Annotated in this window: 19 protein-coding genes; 6 read left to right on the forward strand and 13 right to left on the reverse strand. The window is 68.0% G+C overall.

Translation table 11 applies throughout. The features are described 5' to 3' along the window. The 5 genes from NB3_RS31630 to NB3_RS31650 form a co-directional block, all read right to left on the reverse strand. Positions 1-1222: fatty acid desaturase family protein (locus tag NB3_RS31630; protein WP_067810548.1), on the reverse strand; the 1222-nt coding region annotated here is incomplete at its 3' end. A gap of 99 nt (positions 1223-1321) precedes the next feature. After that, positions 1322-2758: a fatty acid desaturase gene (locus tag NB3_RS31635; RefSeq protein ID WP_067810550.1), complete on the reverse strand. Its 1437-nt coding sequence runs from the start codon at positions 2756-2758 to the stop codon at positions 1322-1324. Positions 2759-2803: 45 nt separating this feature from the next. After that, on the reverse strand, positions 2804-3961 hold the full coding sequence (locus NB3_RS31640) for a ferredoxin reductase (RefSeq protein ID WP_067810552.1): 1158 nt from the start codon (positions 3959-3961) through the stop codon (positions 2804-2806). A 125-nt stretch (positions 3962-4086) separates the two neighbouring features. Next, positions 4087-4629 carry a DUF6912 family protein gene (locus NB3_RS31645; protein WP_067810567.1) on the reverse strand — a complete coding sequence of 181 codons (543 nt, stop codon included), beginning with the start codon at positions 4627-4629 and terminating at the stop codon, positions 4087-4089. 10 nt (positions 4630-4639) lie between these two features. Beyond that, entirely contained in the window at positions 4640-6061 is a 1422-nt protein-coding gene (locus NB3_RS31650) for a WS/DGAT/MGAT family O-acyltransferase (protein WP_067810553.1), read from the reverse strand. Between the two features lie 893 nt (positions 6062-6954). Between NB3_RS31650 and secA the strand changes: the two genes are divergently transcribed. Further along, complete coding sequence (gene secA, locus NB3_RS31655; protein ID WP_067810554.1) at positions 6955-9819, forward strand: preprotein translocase subunit SecA; 2865 nt, start codon at positions 6955-6957, stop codon at positions 9817-9819. A gap of 67 nt (positions 9820-9886) precedes the next feature. Here the strand turns inward: secA and NB3_RS31660 are convergent, their stop codons facing one another. The 4 genes from NB3_RS31660 to NB3_RS31675 all read right to left on the reverse strand — a co-directional run bounded on the left by NB3_RS31660 (position 9887) and on the right by NB3_RS31675 (position 15144). Continuing rightward, positions 9887-10306, reverse strand: a complete 420-nt coding sequence (locus tag NB3_RS31660) for a DUF732 domain-containing protein (RefSeq protein WP_067810555.1) — start codon at positions 10304-10306, stop codon at positions 9887-9889. A gap of 245 nt (positions 10307-10551) precedes the next feature. Further along, positions 10552-11433: a ribosome small subunit-dependent GTPase A gene (gene rsgA, locus NB3_RS31665; RefSeq protein WP_371855952.1), complete on the reverse strand. Its 882-nt coding sequence runs from the start codon at positions 11431-11433 to the stop codon at positions 10552-10554. 116 nt (positions 11434-11549) lie between these two features. Beyond that, on the reverse strand, positions 11550-12842 hold the full coding sequence (gene aroA / locus NB3_RS31670) for a 3-phosphoshikimate 1-carboxyvinyltransferase (RefSeq protein ID WP_067810556.1): 1293 nt from the start codon (positions 12840-12842) through the stop codon (positions 11550-11552). A 793-nt stretch (positions 12843-13635) separates the two neighbouring features. Next, positions 13636-15144: an aldehyde dehydrogenase family protein gene (locus tag NB3_RS31675; RefSeq protein WP_084823835.1), complete on the reverse strand. Its 1509-nt coding sequence runs from the start codon at positions 15142-15144 to the stop codon at positions 13636-13638. A 166-nt stretch (positions 15145-15310) separates the two neighbouring features. On the opposite strand from NB3_RS31675, the gene NB3_RS31680 reads away from it, so the two are divergent. Further along, on the forward strand, positions 15311-16099 hold the full coding sequence (locus tag NB3_RS31680; RefSeq protein ID WP_067810557.1) for an SOS response-associated peptidase: 789 nt from the start codon (positions 15311-15313) through the stop codon (positions 16097-16099). A gap of 522 nt (positions 16100-16621) precedes the next feature. Here NB3_RS31680 and NB3_RS31685 read toward each other — a convergent pair. Further along, positions 16622-16921: a hypothetical protein gene (locus NB3_RS31685; protein ID WP_067810558.1), complete on the reverse strand. Its 300-nt coding sequence runs from the start codon at positions 16919-16921 to the stop codon at positions 16622-16624. Positions 16922-16993: 72 nt separating this feature from the next. Further along, entirely contained in the window at positions 16994-17488 is a 495-nt protein-coding gene (gene ybaK / locus NB3_RS31690) for a Cys-tRNA(Pro) deacylase (protein WP_067810559.1), read from the reverse strand. Between the two features lie 171 nt (positions 17489-17659). Here ybaK and NB3_RS31695 point away from each other — a divergent pair, with 171 nt between their 5' ends. Continuing rightward, positions 17660-18418, forward strand: coding sequence for a sigma-70 family RNA polymerase sigma factor (locus tag NB3_RS31695; protein ID WP_228828367.1), 759 nt, complete (start codon positions 17660-17662; stop codon positions 18416-18418). Positions 18419-18438: 20 nt separating this feature from the next. Then, positions 18439-18705 carry a mycothiol system anti-sigma-R factor gene (gene rsrA, locus NB3_RS31700; protein ID WP_067810561.1) on the forward strand — a complete coding sequence of 89 codons (267 nt, stop codon included), beginning with the start codon at positions 18439-18441 and terminating at the stop codon, positions 18703-18705. 81 nt (positions 18706-18786) lie between these two features. On the opposite strand, the gene NB3_RS36880 is transcribed toward rsrA, so the two are convergent. Further along, positions 18787-18861, reverse strand: a complete 75-nt coding sequence (locus NB3_RS36880; RefSeq protein WP_022597109.1) for a 50S ribosomal protein bL37 — start codon at positions 18859-18861, stop codon at positions 18787-18789. Between the two features lie 90 nt (positions 18862-18951). Here NB3_RS36880 and NB3_RS31705 point away from each other — a divergent pair, with 90 nt between their 5' ends. Both NB3_RS31705 and NB3_RS31710 read left to right on the forward strand, forming a co-directional pair. After that, entirely contained in the window at positions 18952-19167 is a 216-nt protein-coding gene (locus tag NB3_RS31705) for a biotin/lipoyl-binding carrier protein (RefSeq protein WP_067810563.1), read from the forward strand. Between the two features lie 22 nt (positions 19168-19189). After that, positions 19190-20704, forward strand: coding sequence for a sensor histidine kinase (locus NB3_RS31710; RefSeq protein WP_067810565.1), 1515 nt, complete (start codon positions 19190-19192; stop codon positions 20702-20704). A gap of 513 nt (positions 20705-21217) precedes the next feature. On the opposite strand, the gene NB3_RS31715 is transcribed toward NB3_RS31710, so the two are convergent. Further along, positions 21218-21472 carry a WhiB family transcriptional regulator gene (locus tag NB3_RS31715; RefSeq protein ID WP_011211115.1) on the reverse strand — a complete coding sequence of 85 codons (255 nt, stop codon included), beginning with the start codon at positions 21470-21472 and terminating at the stop codon, positions 21218-21220. Positions 21473-21496 lie beyond the last annotated feature (24 nt).

Raw genomic sequence — 21496 nt, forward strand, 5'->3', positions numbered from 1 at the left:
TGCGCCGGCCGTTGGCGAGCGCGGTGCGCAGACCGCGGCGCCGGCCGGTCACCGGATCGATGGTGGCCGTGGTGCTGCCGCCGAATTTGCGCTCCGAGGCGGTCTCCGGGGCATCGTCGGCGGTGGCTCGCAGGTACTTGTTCGGCAGCGACAGCTTGAGGATGGTGCGCCACGCCTTGAAGTACTGCACCGGCAGCGAGCCGGTGGTGTACGGCAGGTCGTACTTGTCGGCCAGCTCGCGCACCCGCACGGCGATGTCGGCGTACCGGTTGCTCGGCAGATCCGGGAACAGGTGGTGTTCGATCTGGTGGCTCAGATTGCCGGTCATGAAGTGCATGACCGGGCCGCCGGAGATGTTCGCGCTGCCGAGCATCTGGCGCAGGTACCACTCGCCCTGCGTTTCGCCGTCGATGTCGGCCTTGGTGAACTTCTCCGCGCCGTCGGGGAAGTGCCCGCAGAAGATCACCGCGTTGGACCAGACGTTGCGGATCGCGTTCGCGGCCAGGTTGGCCGTCAGCGTGGAGAAGAACGCGCGGCCGGTGAGGGCGGGGAAGATCACGTAGTCCTTGAGGACCTGCTTGCCCATCTTGGTGAGCGCCTCGTCGCGCCTGCGCTCGAAATCGGCCCGCTCGGGGGTGCCTGGCTTGTACCGGCCCGCCACCAGCTTGCCCAGCTCCAGGTGCTGGATCGCGACGCCGTACTCGAAGAACAGCTGCAACACCAGGTTGTAGAGCGGGTTGCCCAGGTTGAACGGCTTCCAGCGCTGGTCGCGGGTCACCCGCAGCAGGCCGTAGCCGATGTCGTCGTCCATGCCGAGCACGTTGGTGTACTTGTGGTGCAGGTAGTTGTGGGTGTGCTTCCAGTGCTTGGCCGCGCCGGTGTTGTCCCATTCCCACGAGCTGGAGTGGATCTCCGGATCGTTCATCCAGTCCCACTGCCCGTGCATGACGTTGTGCCCGATCTCCATGTTCTCGATGATCTTGGCGGTGCTGAGCAGGGCGACGCCCGCCAGCCACGCCGGGCGCTTCGGGCTCGCGAAGAGCACCGCCCGGCCGCTGATCTCGAGAGCGCGCTGCAACCGGATGACAGCGCGGATGTATTTCGCGTCACGCTCGCCGCGTGAGGCTTCGATTTCCCGCCGGATCGCGTCGAACTCCGCGCCGAGTGCTTCCACGTCGGCCTCGGTGAGGTGCGCGTATTCCTTGACATCCGAAATCGCCATACGGGTTACTTTACCGTAAGTTACGAGAGCGTAGGTTGCGAGATGCGGCTGAGGGATGTGTCAAATACCCTATTGCGATACCGATGCTCGACTGGTAAGTTAGCGCGCCCTTCGCTGGAAGCGAAAACGCCTGTCCCGCTTGGCTTTCTCGCGCAGCGACGCCTGTTCCTGGCGGGCTCTTTCCTGGAGCGCGACCCTGGCGTCGCGCAGGACCTGCCGCTCGTGTTCGGCCTTCTCCTGCAGGGCCGCTTTGGCCTCGCGAAGCATCTCCTTCTCCTGCCGCGCCTTCTCGCGCAGCACGATCTTCGCTTCGTGCAGCGCCGAACGCAGACCGCGCCGCTTGCCGGTCTCGGGATCGATGCGCAGCCAGTGCGTGGACTCCGTCCCGAGCGACGGGAGCGTGATACCGGCGAACTTGCGTTCGGACGAGGTCTCCGGTGCGTTGTCGGCGGTGGCCTTGAGGAACCGGTCCGGCAGCGCCAGCTTGTGGATCGTGCGGAAGGCCAGCAGATACTGCTTGCCCAGCGAACCGGTGGTGTAGGGGAGGTCGTACTTGTCGCACAGCTCCCGGACGCGCACCGCGATCTCGCGATACCGGTTGCTCGGCAGATCGGGGAACAGGTGATGCTCGATCTGGTAGCAGAGGTTGCCGCTCATGAACGCCATGGCGGGCCCCGCCTTGAAGTTCGCGCTGCCGAGCATCTGGCGCAGGTACCACTCGCCGCTGGTCTCGTTCTCCAACTGCTCGACGGTGAACTTCTCCGCGCCGTCGGGGAAGTGGCCGCAGAAGATCACCGCGTACGCCCACAGGTTGCGCACCAGGTTCGCCGTCGCGTTGGCCTTCAGCGTGTGCTTGAACGCCGGGCCGGTGAGCGCGGGGTGGATGAGGAAGTCCTTGGCCACCTGACGGCAGATCTTGCGCCCGAACGCCATGTTCGGCTCCGAGGTGATGTCCCAGCGCGGCGTGTCCGACAGCTGCTTCTCGATGCTCCAGTCGTGCAGCGCGATGCCCCACTCGAAGGTCGCGGCCAGCAGCAGGTTCGCCAGCGGCTGCACCAGGTGGATCGGCCGCCACTGCTCGTCCCGCGTCATCCGGAGGATGCCGAACCCGAGGTCCTCGTCCTTGCCGAGGACGTTGGTATAGGTGTGGTGGGAATAGTTGTGCGCCCGCCGCCACTGGGCGGAGGGGCCCGTCATGTCCCATTCCCACGAGCTGGAGTGGATCTCCGGATCGTTCATCCAGTCCCACTGCCCGTGGCTGACGTTGTGCCCGAGCTCCATGTTCTCGATGATCTTCGCCACCGAGAGCAACGCGGTGCCGGTCAGCCAGGCCCAGCGATTGCGGCTGCCGAACAGCACGGCCCTCGCGACTACCTCGAGACCGCGTTGCGCCGCGATCGCGCGCCGGATGTACTTCGCGTCGCGCTCGCCACGGGACAGCTCCACCGAACGCCGGATGGAATCGAGTTCCTGCCCCAGTGTCTCGATATCGGTAGCCGTGAGGTGGGCGAACGTCTTGATGTCGGTGATGGCCACCGGGGTCCTTTCCCTACTCGATACACCTCGAGGGTACCTGGCGGACTACACGTCCAGGGTGCAGTCGCCCGCCGCGGCCGAGATGCAGGTCTGCACCTTGTCGCCTTCGCGGCGCTCCTCACCGTTGCGCAGGTCGCGCGCGTGCCCGGAACTCAAGGTGACCACGCAGGTCTGGCAGATGCCCATCCGGCAGCCGAACGGCATCTGAACGCCCGCCGACTCGCCTGCCTCCAGCAGGCTGGTCGCGCCGTCGGCCGCGACGGTGCGACCGGTCTTGCCGAAGGTGACCGTGCCGCCTTCGCCGACCGAGGAGCGCTCGATCTCGAAGCGCTCCACGTGCAGCCGGTCCGACAGGCCCGCGTCGCGCCAGTGGTGCTCGATCTCGTCGAGCATCCCGGCCGGGCCGCAGGCCCAGGTCTGGCGTTCGCGCCAATCCGGGAACTCGGTGTCGAGGTCGGCGAGGGCGAACTTGCCCCGCTCGGCGGTGAGATGCAGCCGGGTGTCGAAGCTCGGATTGCCCTCGCGCAACGCGGCCAGTTCCGCGCCGAACATCACGTCGTCGGCGGTGCGGGCCGAGTGCAGGTGCGCCACGTCGGTGAACACCTCGCGACGGTCCATCGCGCGCAGCATCGACATCACGGGGGTGATGCCGCTGCCCGCGGTGAGGAACAGCACCTTCTCCGGCGGCGGGGACGGCAGCACGAAGCCGCCCTGCGGCGCGGCCAGCCGGACGATGGTGCCGACCGGAACGCCGCTGACCAGATGGCTGGACAGGAAGCCCTCCGGCATCGCCTTCACGGCGATGGAGATCAGCCGCTTGCCGCCGTGGCCGGGGTCGGACCAATCCGGCGGGCAGGTCAGCGAGTACGAGCGCCAATGCCAACGGCCGTCGACCAGGAGGCCGATGCCGATGTACTGGCCGGGCCGGTATTTGAAGTCGAAGCCCCATCCCGGCTGGATCACCAGCGTCGCGGAGTCGGCGGTCTCCTTGCGCACCTCGACGATGCGCCCGCGCAGTTCCCGTGCCGACCACAGCGGGTTGGCCAGGTGCAGATAGTCGTCGGGCAGCAACGGCGTTGTCACGCGCGCCACGGCGCCGCGCAGCACGTTCAGCTTGCCGCCGCGCTCCGCGACGCTCGCCGCGGGCGCCTCCAGCCACGCGCGGACACTTCGCACGGAGAAGCTCCCAATTTTCGAACCCATCGCTGCCGTTGGTCTCCCTGTCGTCGGATGCGCGGGCCGCCGACTCGCCGATCGGAGGCCTCGCCAGCAAGGTTACGGCATCGTAGGTTACGACGGTGGGCCGGTGGCGCGCCCGCCGCCGTGATTCAGAGCAACTCGAGCAGGAACGGCAGCTCTTGGGCCGCGTACCAGGCCAATTGATGGTCCTCGGCGTCGCCGAGGACGAACTCCGCGTCGGTGTCGCCGAGATCGGCGGCGTCCACCACGTCGACGGCCTTGGCCACCTGCGGTTCGGCGTCGGCCAGGTCGACGTGCACCGAGGCGATCTGCTGGTAGCCGATCGGGCCCGCCAGCCGGACCACCGCGTCGTCGAGGTCGGGCCGCAGTTTCGCGCCGGTCACATCGGCGGCGATCACCGCACGGCGGTAGACCGGGCTGCCGCCCGCGACCGGCGCGGCTTCGTCGCCGGAGTCCTCCGCGACCGCTTCGCGTTCGGCGGCGAGCAGTCGCAGCGAAGCGCGCGCGGCCTCGTTCATGGCGACTTCGCCGAGTTCCTCGTCGTCGCCGGAGGCGTAGGCCTCGCGCAGCGTCGGCGTCACCGCGAACGCGGTCCCGCCGACGGCGGCCAGCTCCCGGTTGTCGACCAGCTCGCGCAGCATCGGCACCGTAGCCGGGATGTAGACCCGCAGCTTCTTCTGATCAGACGCAGGCACCGAGCATCTCCTCCATGGAATCGCGCACCGCCGTGGCGAGCACGCCGATGTCGGCCATCGCGTCGCGGTCGGCGTTGAGACCGTAGAAGACACGTCCGTCGTAGGACGTGATCCCGATGCTCGACGCCTGATTGCGCAGCAGTGGCGACACCGGGTACATCTCCAGCATCCGCGCGCCGCCGATGTACATCGGCGCTTGCGGACCCGGCGCGTTGGTGATCACCAGATTGAACGTGTGTTCTGCGAACGTACTCGCCGCGCGCACACTCATAGCGTGCAGGCTGGCCGGAGCGAACCCGGCCAGGTGCACGAGCGTACGCGCGCGGACGCCGCGCCGCTGACGTCCGTTGAGTTCGGTGGCGTGCGCGATGTGCGACAACCGCATCACCGGGTTCGGTTCGCCGACCGGCAGATCGAGCAGGAACGACGACACCTCGCTCGCCGAGTGCGTCGGGTCGCCGTCGTTTCCCTCGACGTACACCGACATCGGCACCACCGCCCGCAGCGTGGTGGACTCGATGAGCGCTTCCCCGCGCGACAGCAGCCAGTTGCGCAGCGCGCCGGTGACCACGGCGAGGATGGCGTCGTTGGTCGAACAGCCGAACCGGCCGCGGATCGTGCGGTAGTCCGCCAGGTCGGTGCGCACCACGTCGAAGCGCCGGTTCCGCGAGGTGCGCGTGTTCAGGGGGCTGGCGGGCGCACCGGTCGCCGCCGTGCGCACCGCGCCGATCACCGACTCGACCGCCTTGCCCGCCGTCCCGAGCACCGCGAACGCGCCCGCGCTCGCGTCCCTGGCCACCTCGACGGCCTTGCGCGGCCGTGCGGCGAGATGGGCGAGCGCGCCGACCAGCAGCTCCATCTCGCCGGGTTCGCGCGGGGCGATCCAGTCGTCACAGGCCAGTTCGCGGGGCGCGGGCCCGGTGTCGAGGATCACGTGCCCGATCTCGAGCGCGGTGTCCCCGTCCACCAGGGCGGCATGCGTCTTGGTGAAGATGGCGCAGCGGCCGTCGGCCAGCCGTTCGATCAGGTACATCTCCCACAGCGGCCGGGCCGGGTCCAAGGGGTGGGAGACGAGGCGGGCGACCAGATCGTGCAGCTGTTCGTCGGTGCCGGGACCGGGCAGCGCCGAACGTCGGACGTGATAGGTGATGTCGAACCGGCTGTCCTCGACCCACACCGGCCGTCCGAGCGACAGCGGGATCTCCCGCACTTTGCGCCGGTATCGCGGCACCAGCGAGAGCCTGCTCTCGACCAGATCCACCAGCCGGTCGTAGTCCAGGATCGCCTCGCCCCCTCCGTCGCCGGGTTCGGTGTTCCGCACGATCGCGAGAGAGCCGATATGGATCGGATTGCTGCTCGACTCGAGCCGATAGAAGGCCGTGTCCTGCGGCGATAGTCTCGTGATCACGCTGCCCGGTACTCCTTTTCCCGATGCCGCCCCCGCTTCATTGTGCTGCCGCATCGACCATCGGCCCGGCCGTTGCGCCATTTCTGATGAATTCCGTACACGTTTTTCCGCGCCGGAGTTCCATGACACGCTGGCCGACTCGAGTTCTGCGAACCGATTCGATCACAGGGCGGACCGAGGTGCAGGGCAAAGATCCGATCGAGCCGGGCCGCGCTACCGGAAACGGCCCAGGCCCGTCGACCCGCCCGAAGCCGCACCCCAACCCCTCGCTGCCAAGGAACCCGAGGGAGGCATGACAGGCCTGGTTCCCGCGCGGGCCGGTCATCGCGCTCGCCAGAAAGCCGCAAGCAGTGCCGTTCCCACAACTCCGCCCCGCCGCGTCCGACGGGGTTTACCGGCGTGGATGAGGTGATCCAACTCTCGGCCCCGACCCGAACCGAACGACCACCTCCGCCGAACCAGGAGCAGCGATCACCTCGGCACAGCTGGCGGAGGGGAGTCGGCGTCGGTCGCGGCGGCGTGATCGCTCCTGCGAAACCGCTCAGCTATACCGCTTCCCAGCTCCGCAGGGCCGCATACACCGAGGTCATGCCGCTGCCACCACACGCAACCACCCACCTCGACCACGTCTTCCGAGCAAAGCGAGACCGAGCATCCGCCGTTCGCGGCCCGGCTCGCGTCCGAGTGACCGCCGCGTCCGCGACGAAGTCGCCAGCGGCGGTCACTCGGACGCGAGCCACGAGGGGGCCGCGAACACGCAGCGCCGCAGGCGCTGCAAATTCAACAGAGCATTACCATGGGGCATGCAGCGGATTCCGCGCAACCGCGTGGGCCGCACCGGCCCGGGGGCCGACGACAGATTTGACACACCGACCAGAGGACTGACGAGACCCGTGCCTGCGCTGACACTGACGAGGTTGCTACGGATTGGTGAGGGTCGCATTGTCAAGCGGCTCTCGCATTTCGCCGACCAAGTCCTCGCCCTCGAACCGGAGTACGAAGACCTCAGCGACGCGGAACTACGGGCCAAGACCGACGAGTTCCGCGAGCGGTACGCCGAGATGGTCGAGGACGGCGAGCCCGATCCGCTCGGCCAGTTGATGGCCGAGGCGTTCGCGGTCGCGCGGGAGGCGTCCTGGCGCGTGCTCAGCCAGAAGCACTACAAGGTGCAGGTCATGGGCGGCGCCGCGCTGCACACCGGCAACATCGCCGAGATGAAGACCGGTGAGGGCAAGACCCTGACCTGTGTGCTGCCCGCGTACCTGAACGCGATCAGCGGCGACGGCGTGCACGTCGTGACGGTGAACGACTACCTGGCCAAGCGCGACGCGGAGTGGATGGGCCGCGTGCACCGCTTCCTCGGCCTGGAGGTCGGCGTCATCCTGTCCGGCATGAGCCCGGCCCAGCGGCGGGTGGCCTACAACGCCGACATCACCTACGGCACGAACAACGAGTTCGGCTTCGACTACCTGCGCGACAACATGACGCACTCGCTGGACGATCTGGTGCAGCGCGGGCACAACTTCGCCATCGTCGACGAGGTCGACTCCATCCTCATCGACGAGGCGCGCACCCCGCTGATCATCTCCGGTCCCGCCGACGCCTCGTCGAAGTGGTACGCCGAGTTCGCGCGGATCGCGCCGCTGCTGAAGAAGGATGTGCACTACGAGGTCGACATCAAGAAGCGCACGATCGGCGTGCACGAGGCGGGCGTCGAGTTCGTCGAGGATCAGCTCGGCATCGACAACCTCTACGAGGCCGCCAACTCGCCGCTGGTGAGCTACCTGAACAACGCCATCAAGGCCAAGGAGCTCTACACCCGCGACAAGGATTACATCGTCCGCGACGGCGAGGTGATCATCGTCGACGAGTTCACCGGCCGCATCCTGGTCGGGCGCCGCTACAACGAGGGCATGCACCAGGCGATCGAGGCCAAGGAAGGGGTGGAAATCCAGCCGGAGAACCAGACCCTGGCCACGATCACCCTGCAGAACTACTTCCGCCTCTACGACAAGCTCTCCGGCATGACCGGCACCGCCGAGACCGAGGCCGCCGAGCTGCACCAGATCTACAACCTCGGCGTGGTCCCGATCCCGACCAACAAGCCGATGATCCGCGCCGACCAGTCCGACCTGATCTACAAGACGGAGGAGGCCAAGTTCTCCGCCGTGGTCGACGACGTCACCGAGCGGCACGAGAAGGGCCAGCCGGTGCTGATCGGCACCACCAGCGTCGAGCGCTCGGAGTACCTGTCCAAGCAGTTCACCAAGCGCGGCATTCCGCACAACGTGCTGAACGCGAAGTTCCACGAGAAGGAAGCCGAGATCATCGCCGAGGCCGGCAGGCCGGGCGCGGTGACCGTCGCGACGAACATGGCGGGCCGCGGCACCGACATCGTGCTCGGCGGCAACCCGGACATCATCGCCGACATCCTGTTGCGCAAGCAGGGCCTCGACCCGGTCGAGACGCCGGAGGAGTACGAGCGCGCCTGGCTGCCGACGCTGGACCAGGTCAAGGCCCAGACCGCCGAGGACGCCGACGCGGTGCGCGACGCGGGCGGCCTCTACGTGCTCGGCACCGAGCGCCACGAGTCGCGCCGCATCGACAACCAGCTGCGCGGTCGTTCCGGCCGTCAGGGCGACCCGGGTGAGTCCCGCTTCTACCTGTCGCTGGGTGACGAGCTGATGCGCCGGTTCAACGGCGCCGCGCTGGAAGCGATCATGACGCGGCTGAACCTGCCCGACGACGTGCCGATCGAGGCGAAGATGGTCTCCAAGGCCATCAAGAGCGCGCAGACGCAGGTCGAGCAGCAGAACTTCGAGATCCGCAAGAACGTGCTCAAGTACGACGAGGTGATGAACCAGCAGCGCACCGTCATCTACGGCGAGCGCAACCGGATCCTGCGCGGCGAGGACATGGAGGGCCAGGTCCAGAGCATGATCACCGACGTGATCACCGCGTACGTGGACGGCGCCACCGCCGAGGGCTATGTCGAGGACTGGGATCTGGACAAGCTGTGGACGGCGCTGAAGACGCTGTACCCGGTGAGCCTGGACTACCGGGACCTGACCGGCGAAACCGAGATCGGTGAGGCGGGCGAGCTGACCCGCGAGGAGCTGCTGGAGGCGCTGCTGGACGACGCGCACGCCGCGTACGAGCGCCGCGAGGCCGAGATCGACGGTCTGGCGGGCGAGGGCAGCATGCGCAATCTGGAACGGCAGGTGCTGCTTTCGGTGCTCGACCGCAAGTGGCGTGAGCATCTCTACGAGATGGACTACCTCAAGGAGGGCATCGGCCTGCGCGCGATGGCCCAGCGTGACCCGCTGGTGGAGTACCAGCGCGAGGGCTTCGACATGTTCACCGCGATGCTCGACGGCCTCAAGGAGGAGTCGGTCGGCTTCCTGTTCAACCTGCAGGTCGAGGTGCAGCAACCGCAGCCGGAAGGCGTCGCCGTCGGTACCGGTCTTCGTTCGCCGGTCGGAGCCATGACCGCCCCGCGTCCGCTGCCCACCGAGGAGGCGCAGGTCGCCAACGGGCACGGCGCGCCGGCGGCCCTGCGCGCCAGGGGTATCGATGACACCGCTCCGCGCGGTTTCAGCTACTCCGGTCCCGACGAGGGCGGCCGTGCCGCGGTGCACAGCGACGCCGAGGAGTACGGCGTGGACGGCGGGCCGCAGCAGACCCGTCGCGAGCGCCGCGAGGCCGCCCGAGCGGAGGCGAAGGGCCGCCGCGGCCCGAAGTCCCGCCGCCGCCACTGATCCGCTGAACTACGAAGGCGCCCAGAGCTCTCTGGGCGCCTTCGTCGTTCTCGGATAATCCGGAGGGTCAGATGCTGTTCCACGGACAGTACGCATCGATCGCGGCGTCCAAGAAGATGTAGGGATACTCGACGGCGTCGCGAGAACTCTCGGCGAGTGTGATGTGATTGCGGGCCGAATTGCCGTGCGCGTCGAGCCAGTTGCACTCCGAATGCGCCAGCGCTATCGCCGCGTCTTGGACGTCGTAATCGGCTCCGGCGTAATAGCTTTCGCGTAGGAACTTCCGGTCCGCGGCGCTGCGGGCAGGTCCAGAGCTTCCTCCCGCCGATCCGGAGCTGCCGGACGCCGATCCGGAACTGCCGGAGGCCGAGCCGGAACCAGGTGCGGCGAGGGCGGTCTGACTGCCGCCGAGCAGCAGTGCGGCTGCCGTGGTGGCGACGAGAAACGTGTTGTACATGGTGGCTTTCGCGCGGGCAGAGCTGTCCATAGGTCCTCGAGACAAGGGATAGGCGGACTGCCTTCGGAGGGCATGGACAACGCTCCGAGCCCTCGGCGGCAGGGCCCGAACGTTAGCGGGAAACGCTGTGCGGTAGAGACTTTCGCCCGATCACGAGGGGGCGTTCGGGAGCTCCGGCTGCATCCGGTCCGGACTCGCCGGGGCCAGCGCGCATCGAGGCCGGAAACGGCGGCGCGAACCGGATGGTCCCGCACCGGCGCGGTAGGCCGAGGCGGTTACCAGGGGTCGTTGGACATGAGGGCGACGAGCAGACGGCGGATGGCGGCCACCCGGTGTTCCTTGCCCGGCAGCTGGTCCAGCGCGCATTCCGGATCGGCGGGCGGGCCGAGATGGGTGCAGCCCCGCGGGCAGTCCTCGATGGCGTCGGCAAGGTCGGTGAAAGCGGCGATCACATCGTCGGGGGTGATGTGCGCCAGGCCGAACGAGCGCACGCCCGGTGTGTCGATGACCCAGCCGCCTCCCGGCAGGGGGAGCGCGACCGACTGGGTGGAGGTGTGCTTGCCCTTGCCCACCCCGGACACCTCGCCAACGGCCCGCTCCGCCTCCGGCACAAGACGATTGACCAGCGTCGACTTGCCGACGCCGGAGTGACCGATCAGCGCGGTGAGGTGATCGGTGAGCAGATCCAGCACCGGATCGAGCGGATCATCGATGCCGCCGTAGACGATGGTGAGATCGAGATCCTCGAACGTCGCGGCGAATTCGGAATCGGCCGCCAGATCGTGCTTGGTCAGGCACAGCACCGGCCGCAGCCCGCCCGCGTACGCGGCGACCATGGCGCGTTCGACGAAGCCGGTGCGCGGGGGCGGGTCGGCGAGCGCGACCACGATGAACAGCCGCTCCGCGTTGCCGACCACGATGCGCTCGAACGGATCGGTGTCGTCGGCGGTGCGGCGCAGCACCGTACTGCGGTCGGCGACCCGGACGATGCGCGCGAGGGTGTCCGGCCGCCCGGACAGGTCGCCGACCACGTCCACCTGGTCGCCGACCACGATCGGAGTGCGGCCCAGTTCCCTGGCGCGCATGGCGACGATGCGGCGATCCGGGTCGCCGCCGAGGACACATCCCCACCGGCCCCGATCGACCGAGACCACCATGGCCGACTGGGCGTCGTTGTGCTGCGGCCGGGTCTTCGTGCGCGGACGGGAACTACGCCCCGGACGAACCCGGACGTCGGATTCGTCGTAGCTGGCCGCGGATCGTCGTCCCCGGCTCAGTGCGCCGCTCCTTCGTCGGACAGCGCGGGCTCGAGCATCCGCTCCCACAGGGCGACGAAGTTCGGCAGGGTCTTGGCCGTGGTCCCGATGTCCTCGATCTCGACGCCGGGCACCCGGAGGCCGAGAATGGCCCCGGCCGTGGCCATCCGATGGTCGGCGTAGGAGTGCCATTTGCCGCCGTGCAGGTCGGCGGGCACGATCTCCAGTCCGTCCTCGGTCTCGGTCACCTTGCCGCCGAGGCGGTTGATCTCGGTGGACAGCGCGGCCAGCCGGTCGGTCTCGTGCCCACGCAGATGCGAGATGCCGCGCAACACGGACGGGGAGTCGGCCAGCGCGGCCAGCGCGGCGACGGTCGGCGTCAGCTCGCCCACGTCGTGCAGGTCGATATCGATGCCGGCGAGCCGGTCGGGGCCGTGCACGGTGAGCACGCCGTCGAAGATCCGCGCTTCCGCGCCCATGCGCACCAGGATCTCGCGGATCACGTCGCCGGGCTGCGTGGTCAGCCGCGGCCAGTGCGGGATGCTGACCGTTCCGCCCGTGATCGCGGCCGCGGCCAGGAACGGTGTCGCGTTGGACAGGTCCGGCTCGACCTCCCAGTTCACCGCGCGGATCGGCCCGTGCTCGACGGTCCAGGTCTGCGCCTTGAAGCTGTCCGCGGGCGCCTGCACCCGCACGTCGGCGCGGCGCAGCATCTCCACGGTCATCTCGATGTGCGGCATGGACGGCAGCGCCTTGCCGTCGTGGTGCACCACCAGGCCATCGTCGAAGCGCGCGGCAGACAGCAGCAGACCCGAGACGAACTGCGACGACCCGGACGCGTCGATCGTCACGGTGCCGCCGCGCAGCGCGCCCTTGCCGTGCACGGTGAACGGCAAGGCGTCGCCGTCGATGTCCGCGCCGAGCGAGCGCAGCGCGTCCAGGATGGTGCGCAGCGGCCGGATCCTGGCCTGCTCGTCACCGTCGAAGGCCACATCGCCCGATGCCAAGGCGGCGACCGGCGGCAAGAAGCGCATCACCGTGCCCGCGAGCCCGCAGTCGACCGTGGCGCCGCCCAGCGGGGCCGGAGTGACGGTCAACGTGTCGCCCTCACCCTCGATGCCGACGCCGAGCGCGCACAGCGCGGCGATCATCAGGTTCGTGTCCCGGCTGCGCAGCGCGCCGGTGATGGTGGAGGGACCGTCGGCAAGAGCGGCCAGGATGAGCGCCCGGTTCGTGATCGATTTCGACCCGGGCAGGGTCACGGTCGCGTGTACGGGGACCTCGACATGGGGCGCTGGCCAAAAGTTCACCAGTCCATCATCACACGGTGTCGAATTGCAGCGCCTTCGGCGCTGCGTGTTCGCGGCTGTGTGGTTTGGCCGCGACTTCGTCGCGGCGTGTTCGCGGCCCCTTGTGGCTCGCGTCCGAGCGACCGCCGCTTGCTCCTTCGTCGCGTACGCGGCGGCCACTCGGACGCGAGCCGGGCCGCGAACGGAACATGCTCGGTCTCGCTTCGCTCGAAACCGGGAGTTGCGGTGCGCTGGGCGCGTAAGTGTCCGAGCTCGCCATCGAGTGCAAGCGGCTTGTTGTGATCCCGTGCCAAATCGGTCCGGCCGCCGCTTGTTCGCTTGTGCCTGCGGTGCTGGGTGTTCGTGGCGGCTTTGGTCGCGAATAGCTGGTGTTCGGCTTCGCTGCGCTCGAAAGGAAAGTTGTGCGGTGTGTTGGGGCGTCGGTATTGACGCTTCCTTACTGGTGCACGGTTTGTAGTGGCTGGTCGTCGGCTCGGCTGGGCCGTGCTATTTGTTGCCTGCGACGTGGTCACTCGGATGTGAGGGGGCGGCGAACGGCGCGGGCCAGGGCACGCCTTCTCGGACCGGGGGTCCGGCGAAAGTTGTTGCGCCGGAGGACGTGCGCGGCATCGGGCATGCGCGCGTGGCTGTGCCGGTCGAGTGGCCCGGTTGCGCGGTCAGCCGGGATGATGCCCGGCCGACTTCGTCCGGTCTCATACGCCGCGCCGGCGCGTTTGCCTGGCGGATGGTCGCACCCATTGCACGGGGCCGGGCACTAGATGAGGTCGAGTGCCCGGCCCCGGCCGTGGGGTTCCTACTTGTGCCGTCCGTGCAGGAACGGGACGAGCTTGCGCAGCAGCTTCATCGTGGAGTCGGTGCGGCTGTAGCTCAGCAGCGCCATGCCGGGAACGGTGAAGCGCTGCACCGCGATCGAGTGCGGGCGGGTGAACTCGCGCAGACCCGGTTCGCCGTGGATGCGGCCGATGCCGGAATCGCCGACGCCGCCGAAGGGCAGGCCGGGGATGGCGGCGAAGGCGAGCACGGAGTTCACCGAGGTGGCGCCGACGCGCAGCTTGCGGGCGATGTCGAGGCCGTTCTTCTTCGAGTAGACCGCGGAGGACAGGCCGTACTTGGAGTTGTTGGCCAGTTTCACCGCCTCGTCGACGCCGTCGACGCTGCGGATGGTGATGGTGGGGCCGAAGGTCTCCTCGGCCACGGCCTCGGAGTTCTCGTCCACGTCGACCAGCACGACCGGCTCGATGAACGGCGCCTTGACCGATTCGGGGCCGCCGAGCACCGCGGTGCCGCCGTTCTTCAGCGCGTCCTCGATGTGGCGGCGCACGATGTCGACCTGGCTCGGCATGGTCATCGGGCCGTAGGCGGCCTTGTCGTCGGAACCGGGCTTGATGTCGGTGAGAATGCGCTTGACCTCCGCGACGAACTCCTCGCGCACCGAACGGTCGACGTAGACCCGCTCGACGCCGGCGCAGGTCTGGCCGCTGTTGGCGGTGGCGCCCCAGGCGACCGCGTCCGCCGCGGCCTTGATGTCGGCGTCGGCGGCGACGATCACCGCGTCCTTGCCGCCGCACTCCAGCAGCACGGGGGTGAGCCGCTCGGCGGCGGCGGCCATGATCCGCTTACCGGTGGCGGTGGACCCGGTGAACGCGATCTTGTCGATGTCCGAGCGGACCAGCGCCGCACCGGTGGCGCCGTAGCCGTTGATCGTGATGAAGACGCCCTCGGGCAGTTCACGGTTGGCTTCGGCGAACGCGTCGGCGAGGAAGTTGCCGATGCTCGTGGAGTACTCGCTCGGCTTGAACACGACGGTGTTGCCCGCGGCCAGCGCGTAGGCGATGGAGCCGTTCGGTGTGTAGACCGGGTAGTTCCACGGACCGATCACGCCGACGACGCCGAGCGGGCGCTGCTCGAGCCGGGCGCTGAAGTTCGACATCAGCGCGCCGGGGGAGACCTTCTTCGGGCCGAGCACCTTCTTGGCGTTCTTGGCCGCCCAGGAGATGTGCTCGAGCGCGAGCATCAATTCCAGGAACGCGTCGTCGACCGGCTTGCCGTTCTCGGCGTGGATCAGCTCGCAGAATTCCTCCGATTTCTGCACCAGCTTGCTCGACCAGCGCAGCAGATGCGTGCGCCGCTGGTCGAAACTCAGCGCGCCCCACGTGGTGGCGGCGGCGCGCGCCTTGGCGACCGCGGCGGCGACCGCCGCGTCGTCGGCGATGACGTGCGTGCCGATCACCTCGCCTGTCGCCGGATTGACCGACGTCAGTGCCGTGTCGTGATCGGCGGGTTTGGTGTCGGTGGATGTCACAGTGGTTCTCCTCTTGCCGTCTGCGGTGGACGGTCGATGCGCGGGTCCGAGTGGACGGGCAGCCCGCCCTTCCGATGAGAGAATGCTATGTCACAACTCTCAACAGGTCATCAGCTATGCACCAATTCTTCCCGACGCTGTCGGTGGCAAGTGGGACTATCGGGATATGTGCGGACGATATGCGACCACGACCAACCCCGGCAGGCTCGCGGTCGAGTTGGATGCGATCGATGAGACCGGCGCGGCCGACCAGGGTTCGTTCACCAATTACAACGTCGCTCCGACCACCCAGGTGCTCACCGTGGTCGAGCGGCACGACCAGGGCCGCGAAGACGACGACCCCACACTGCGTATCCGGCGCATGCGCTGGGGACTGATCCCGGTGTGGACGAAAGCGGCCGAGCCCGGCGTCCCGGTCAAAGGCAAACCGCTGTTCAATGCCCGCGCCGACAAGGCCGCCACCACGCCTTCCTTCCGTGACGCGGTGAAATACCGGCGCTGCCTGGTGCCGATGGACGGGTGGTACGAGTGGGTCGTCGAGCCGAACGGCGACAAGGGCGGAAAAGGCAAGGTCGTCAAGCACCCGTACTACATGGCCAACGCGGACGGTTCCCGGCTCTACATGGCCGGTCTGTGGTCGGTCTGGCGCGACCGTGCACAGCCGGAGAGCACTCCGCTGCTGTCGTGCACCATCCTCACCACCGACGCGGTCGGCGACCTCACCCGCATCCACGACCGGATGCCGCTGCCCATGCCCCGCGAACACTGGGACGCCTGGCTCGACCCCGATCACCCGGCCCCCGCGAGCCTGCTGGAGACCCCTTCTGAGGATGTCGTCGCCGGAATCGTGCCCCGCCCGGTGCCAGCCCTGGTCAACAGCGTCCGCAACAACGGCCCGGAATTGCTCGCCCCAGTGGACGAACAGAAGGAGGCCGAGCAGATCAGCCTGCTGTAAAGGCTCCTGGCACACGCCCGGACTCCCACGCCGCTGCAAACAACGGTGCTCTGCGTGCGGAGTGACGCGCAATCGGATATCGGCCCGACTCGGATCTCTACCGCGAAGACGTCGCGTGCACGATGGGCGATCGAAGGCCGAGCTATGCACCGCGCTCACGTCTCGGTGACCACCCCTGCACAAACGACAACGGCTCAACTCCGGCCTCGATAGCGAGACTGAGTATCCGCCGTTCGGGGCCGGACCCAGCTCCATCGGTTGCAGCCACATTCCGAGCGCCGTGGGTGACGGTCGACTGGACGGTCGCGGTAGGGCGCGCGCTGAATCGTGACTAAGACCGCTGACGTGCCCAGCCGACCTCCACCCCGTCTTCCGAGCGAAGCGAGACCGAGCATCCGCCGTTCGCGGCCCGGCTCGCGTTCGACCGGTCGACGCGTAGGCGACGAAGGAGCAAGCGTCGGCCGGTCGAACGCGAGCCATAAGGGGGCCGCGAACACGCAGCGCCGCAGGCGCTGCAAAAAATTACAAACTGCACTTCACGCTTGGTGAAGCGATATTCAGCCCGCACTTGATGATTCCGGCGACCAAGTCGATCAGCTTGGTGGTGACGGTGCCGCTCAGCTTCTCGGCTTTCCCGGCCTTGTCGTCACTCTTCGAACCCTGACCGTCGAAGTCGAACACGGAATCGCTGACCTGCGTGACCTGCGGGCTGTCCGGTGCGGCGGCTGCCTCGGGGGCGAGGAGCGTTACCGAACCGAGAGCCACGACGAGAGTTCCGAACAACGCGACGATCACGGTGCGCAAACGCTGCTGCGTAGACATTCGCATCACATCCTCGAGTCGGTTCGATCTGGCCTGTTCAGTAACGCACAGATCGCGGCGATCGTGGCCGAATTACGCGGATGTCACGGGCGCGGTCACCGCGCCGGTCAGCCGGATCAGGTCGGCGGGCGCCAGTTCGATCTCCAGTCCGCGCCTTCCGGCGCTGCACAGCATCCGGTCCCAGGTCAGCGCCGATTCGTCGATCACGGTGGGCAGCCGCTTGCGCTGACCGAGCGGGGAGATGCCGCCGAGGACGTACCCGGTCGTCTTCTCCGCCCGCGTCTTGTCCGCCATGCTCGCCTTGGACGCGCCGAGCGCGGCCGCCGCGGCCTTGAGCGACAACGTGTTCGGAACCGGGAGCACTGCCACCGCGAGCGAGCCGGTGGCGAGTTCGATGACCAAGGTCTTGAAGATCTGCCCGGCCGCGACCCCCAGTTCGGCGCCGAGCGCGTCGACCGCCTCGGTGCCGTAGGAGTCGGAGCGCGGATCGTGCTGGTAGACGTGCACCCGGTGGGCCACCTTCGCCTGGGTCAACGCGCGGATCGCCGGAGTCGAGCCTGCTGCCATGTGCCACACCCTAACGACGGCCGCGGCCCCGCCCGCAACGGGATTTCGCGCGAATTCGCCGGGCGCCCGTGGGCCGGTGGGAACACCGGACGGCTCGAGCATGTTGTAGCCGGTACACCGCGCTCGGAATGCTTTCCACCGGTGAGCAGGCCCTATGGAGACGACAAGGAGATGCCTGTGCCCGTGCTGCTCGACGACCGTCCGGTGGGGACCGAGGTGTCCCGGACCGACGGCGGATTCTCCTTCGATGTGCCGATGCCGGTAGATTTGGCAGGTACGGCGATCGAAGGGACAGGTGTGACGAGCGACGATGACGTGGCGGCCGACGATGTCGCCGCCGTCGACGATGCCGAGCTGGCACAGCGGTTCGAACGGGACGCGCTCCCGCTGCTCGACCAGCTCTACGGCGCCGCGCTGCGCATGACCAGGAACCCGGCGGATGCCGAGGACTTGGTCCAGGAGACCTACGTGAAGGCCTACCAGGGCTTCAAGTCGTTCCGGGAGGGCACCAACCTGCGTGCCTGGCTGTACCGGATTCTGACCAACACCTACATCAACTCCTACCGCAAGAAGCAGCGCCAGCCCGCGCAGTATCCGACCGACGAGATCACCGACTGGCAGCTGGCCGCGACCGCCGAGCACACCTCGCAGGGCCTGCGCTCCGCCGAGGTCGAGGCGCTGGACGCGTTGCCGGACGACGACATCAAGGCCGCGCTGCAGGAACTTCCGGAGGAGTTCCGCATGGCGGTGTACTACGCCGACGTCGAGGGTTTCCCGTACAAGGAGATCGCCGACATCATGGGCACGCCCATCGGCACGGTGATGTCCCGGCTGCACCGCGGCCGGAAACAGCTCAAGGGTTTGCTCGCCGATGTCGCGCGGGAGCGCGGATTCAACCGTTCGGGGGAACGCCAGGAGGTCAAGCAGTGAGTACCGAGCGGGACCCCGACATGGAACTCGACTGCACGGCGGTGCTCGCCGACGTGTGGTTGATGCTGGACGGGGAGTGCGACGACGCGACTCGGGAACGGTTGCAGCACCACATGGAGCACTGCAGCCCTTGTATCGAGGCCTACGGCATCGAAGAGAAGATCAAGAGCCTGCTCAGCCGCAAATGCGGCGGTGATCGCGCACCCGCGTCGCTGCGTGAACGCCTGACCATCGAGCTGCGCCGGACGTTCGTGACGAAGGAGACTTCGGTCGAGACCTCCGACTGACCGGTCCGATCGGTGAAACGCGAGCGGCACGCCTTCCTGCTGGAAGTGCGTGCCGCTTCGTGCTTGCGGGCCGAGCGTCGCTCAGGCGTTGGGCCGCTTGCCGTGGTTGGCTGCGTTCCCCTTGCGGCTACGCTTCTTACGTCCGCGCTTACCCATGAGTAGTCTCCCTTCTGGTTGAAGGCCATTCTTTCACGTGTGGTTGGCTGTACCGTCAGCGGATGCAGGCCAACGAGGATATGGGGTGTCATGGCTGAGGAAGTGCTCGCCGAACTGGTGTCGGTCGTCTACCAGGTGGTCGCCAAGGAGGGCGACGAGGTGAAGGAAGGCGACACCCTGGTGATCCTCGAGTCGATGAAGATGGAGATCCCGGTGGTCGCGGAGTCCAGTGGCACGGTGACCTCGATCGGCGTCAAGGAAGGCGACGCGATCAAGGCGGGCCATCTGATCGCGGTCATCTCCTGATCGATTGCGGCGGTAGATCTGCATGGCGACACTGAGCGAGCTGCTGGCCGAGCACACCGATCTCCCCGGCGTCGCCGTGGATCATCTGCAGCGGGTGGTGGGGGATTGGCAGCTGCTGTCCGATCTGTCCTTCGCCGATCTGCTGCTGTGGGTCGGCGCCGGACCGGTGACCGACGGTGCGGACATCGTCTGCGTCGCGCAGTGCCGTCCCACCACCGCGCCCACCGTGCACCAGGAGGACCTGGTCGGCACGGTCGCGCTGCGGGCCGACCATCCGCAGGTGTTCGACGCACTGGTCACCGGCGAGATCGTGCGGGCCGACAGCGAGGTCGAGGCGTCCGGCGTCTACCACCCGCATCCGGTGCACGCGGTCCGCGAGGCCATCCCGGTCCGCTGCGGTGACGACGTGATCGCGGTGCTGAGCCGGGACATCGATCTGCAACGTTCCCGGGTGCGCAGCCAGTTGGAGAGCGCCTATGTGGCGTGCGCCGACGACCTGTGCCAGATGATCGCCGACGGCACCTTCCCGACCACGGAGGATCGCGCGGCCACCCATTCCAGCCCGCGCGCGGGAGACGGGTTCATCCGCCTCGACACCGAGGGCATCGTCGTCTACGCCAGCCCCAACGCCCTGTCGGCCTATCACCGGATGGGTTTGCAGGCCGACTTGGCGGGCCAGGATCTCGCCGTCACCACTCGTTCGCTGATCACCGACCCGTTCGACGCCCAGGAGGTGGTCGGCGACATCCAAGCCGCCCTGGCCGGGCGGACCGGGCGGCGGATGGAAGTCGAGGCGCGCGGAGCCACCGTGCTGCTGCGCACCCTCGTGCTGCGCCCGCACGGTGAGCTGGCCGGCGCCGCGGTGCTCGTGCGCGACGTCACCGAGGTGAAGCGGCGCGATCGCGCGCTGCTGAGCAAGGACGCCACCATCCGGGAGATCCACCACCGGGTCAAGAACAACTTGCAGACCGTCGCCGCGTTGCTGCGCCTGCAAGCCCGCCGCACCGAGAACGAGGAGGCGCAGGTCGCGCTCACCGAGTCGGTGCGCAGGGTCACCTCCATCGCCTCGGTGCACGAGATGCTGTCGATGTCGGTGGACGAAGAGGTCGATCTCGATGAGGTCGTCGACCGGCTGCTGCCGATCATGGCCGACGTGGCCACGGTGCACACCGCGCGCATCAAAGTGCGCCGCGCCGGTTCCCTGGGCGTCTTCTCCGCCGAGCGCGCCACCCCGTTGGTGATGGTGCTCACCGAATTGGTGCAGAACGCCATCGAGCACGCCTTCGATTCCGGCGAAAACGGCACGGTGACAATCCGTTCCGAGCGTTCGGCCCGCTGGCTGGACGTGATCATCAGCGACGACGGTCGCGGTCTTCCCGCCGGGTTCAGCCTGGAATCCTCCGATCGGCTCGGCCTGCAGATCGTGCGCACCCTGGTGACCGCCGAACTCGGCGGATCCATCGGCCTGCACCCTGGCGCCGACATCGGCACCGATGCCGTCCTGCGTGTCCCGCTGGGGCGTCGTTCCGGCCGCTGACCTGCCCGTACGGACCGGCGAGCAGCAGCATTGCCTGGCAGCGCGGTAGCTTCTCGCCGAGAGCGGGTGGCGGCGGATCCATCGCCGCGATATCGGTCGTGTCCGCTCCGCAGCGCGCTGTTGCTCGGATGTCGCGGGCGGGCCGCCGGTGCGGTGTGGTTTGCGGCTTGCCGCGCGCCGACTTCGTGAATGTCCACATCGAGCGGAATGCGAGGTCTGGCATGGATTGGCGACCGTGCCAACCCGCTTGGAAACCAACTACTTTCCCACAGGTTCCGCTGGATCGCGAGTCCGGCCGCGGCCGTGTCGCGCCGTAATCCGCGCCGCCGATATTGCGCGTCCGAGGCAACCGCATTGATCGGCTTCCGGTTTCGTCGCGAAGCGAGACCGATCATTTCCAGTTCGCGGACGAGCGTACAAAAACAACACAGCCCGGCACCTTCTGGTGCCGGGCTGAAATGCGTTACCGGGCCGGGCTGAATGGCCCGGTAAGGCTGGTCGTCTGTCTGGAGATCAGACGACGGTGCGCGTGCGGGTGCGCGCGTTGCGACGCTTGAGCGCCCGGCGCTCGTCTTCGCTCATACCACCCCACACGCCGGCGTCTTGTCCGGACTTCAGGGCCCAGGACAGGCAGTCGGCGGTTACGGGGCAGCGAGCGCAGACCAGCTTGGCATCGGCAATCTGCGCGAGCGCCGGACCACTGTTACCCACGGGGAAAAACAGCTCGGGGTCCTCATCGCGACAGATGGCCTTGTGGCGCCAGTCCATTCCTCTGCTCCTTTGCTGGGCGCC

This window comes from Nocardia beijingensis NBRC 16342, from assembly GCF_001612785.1.
GTDB lineage: Bacteria > Actinomycetota > Actinomycetes > Mycobacteriales > Mycobacteriaceae > Nocardia > Nocardia beijingensis.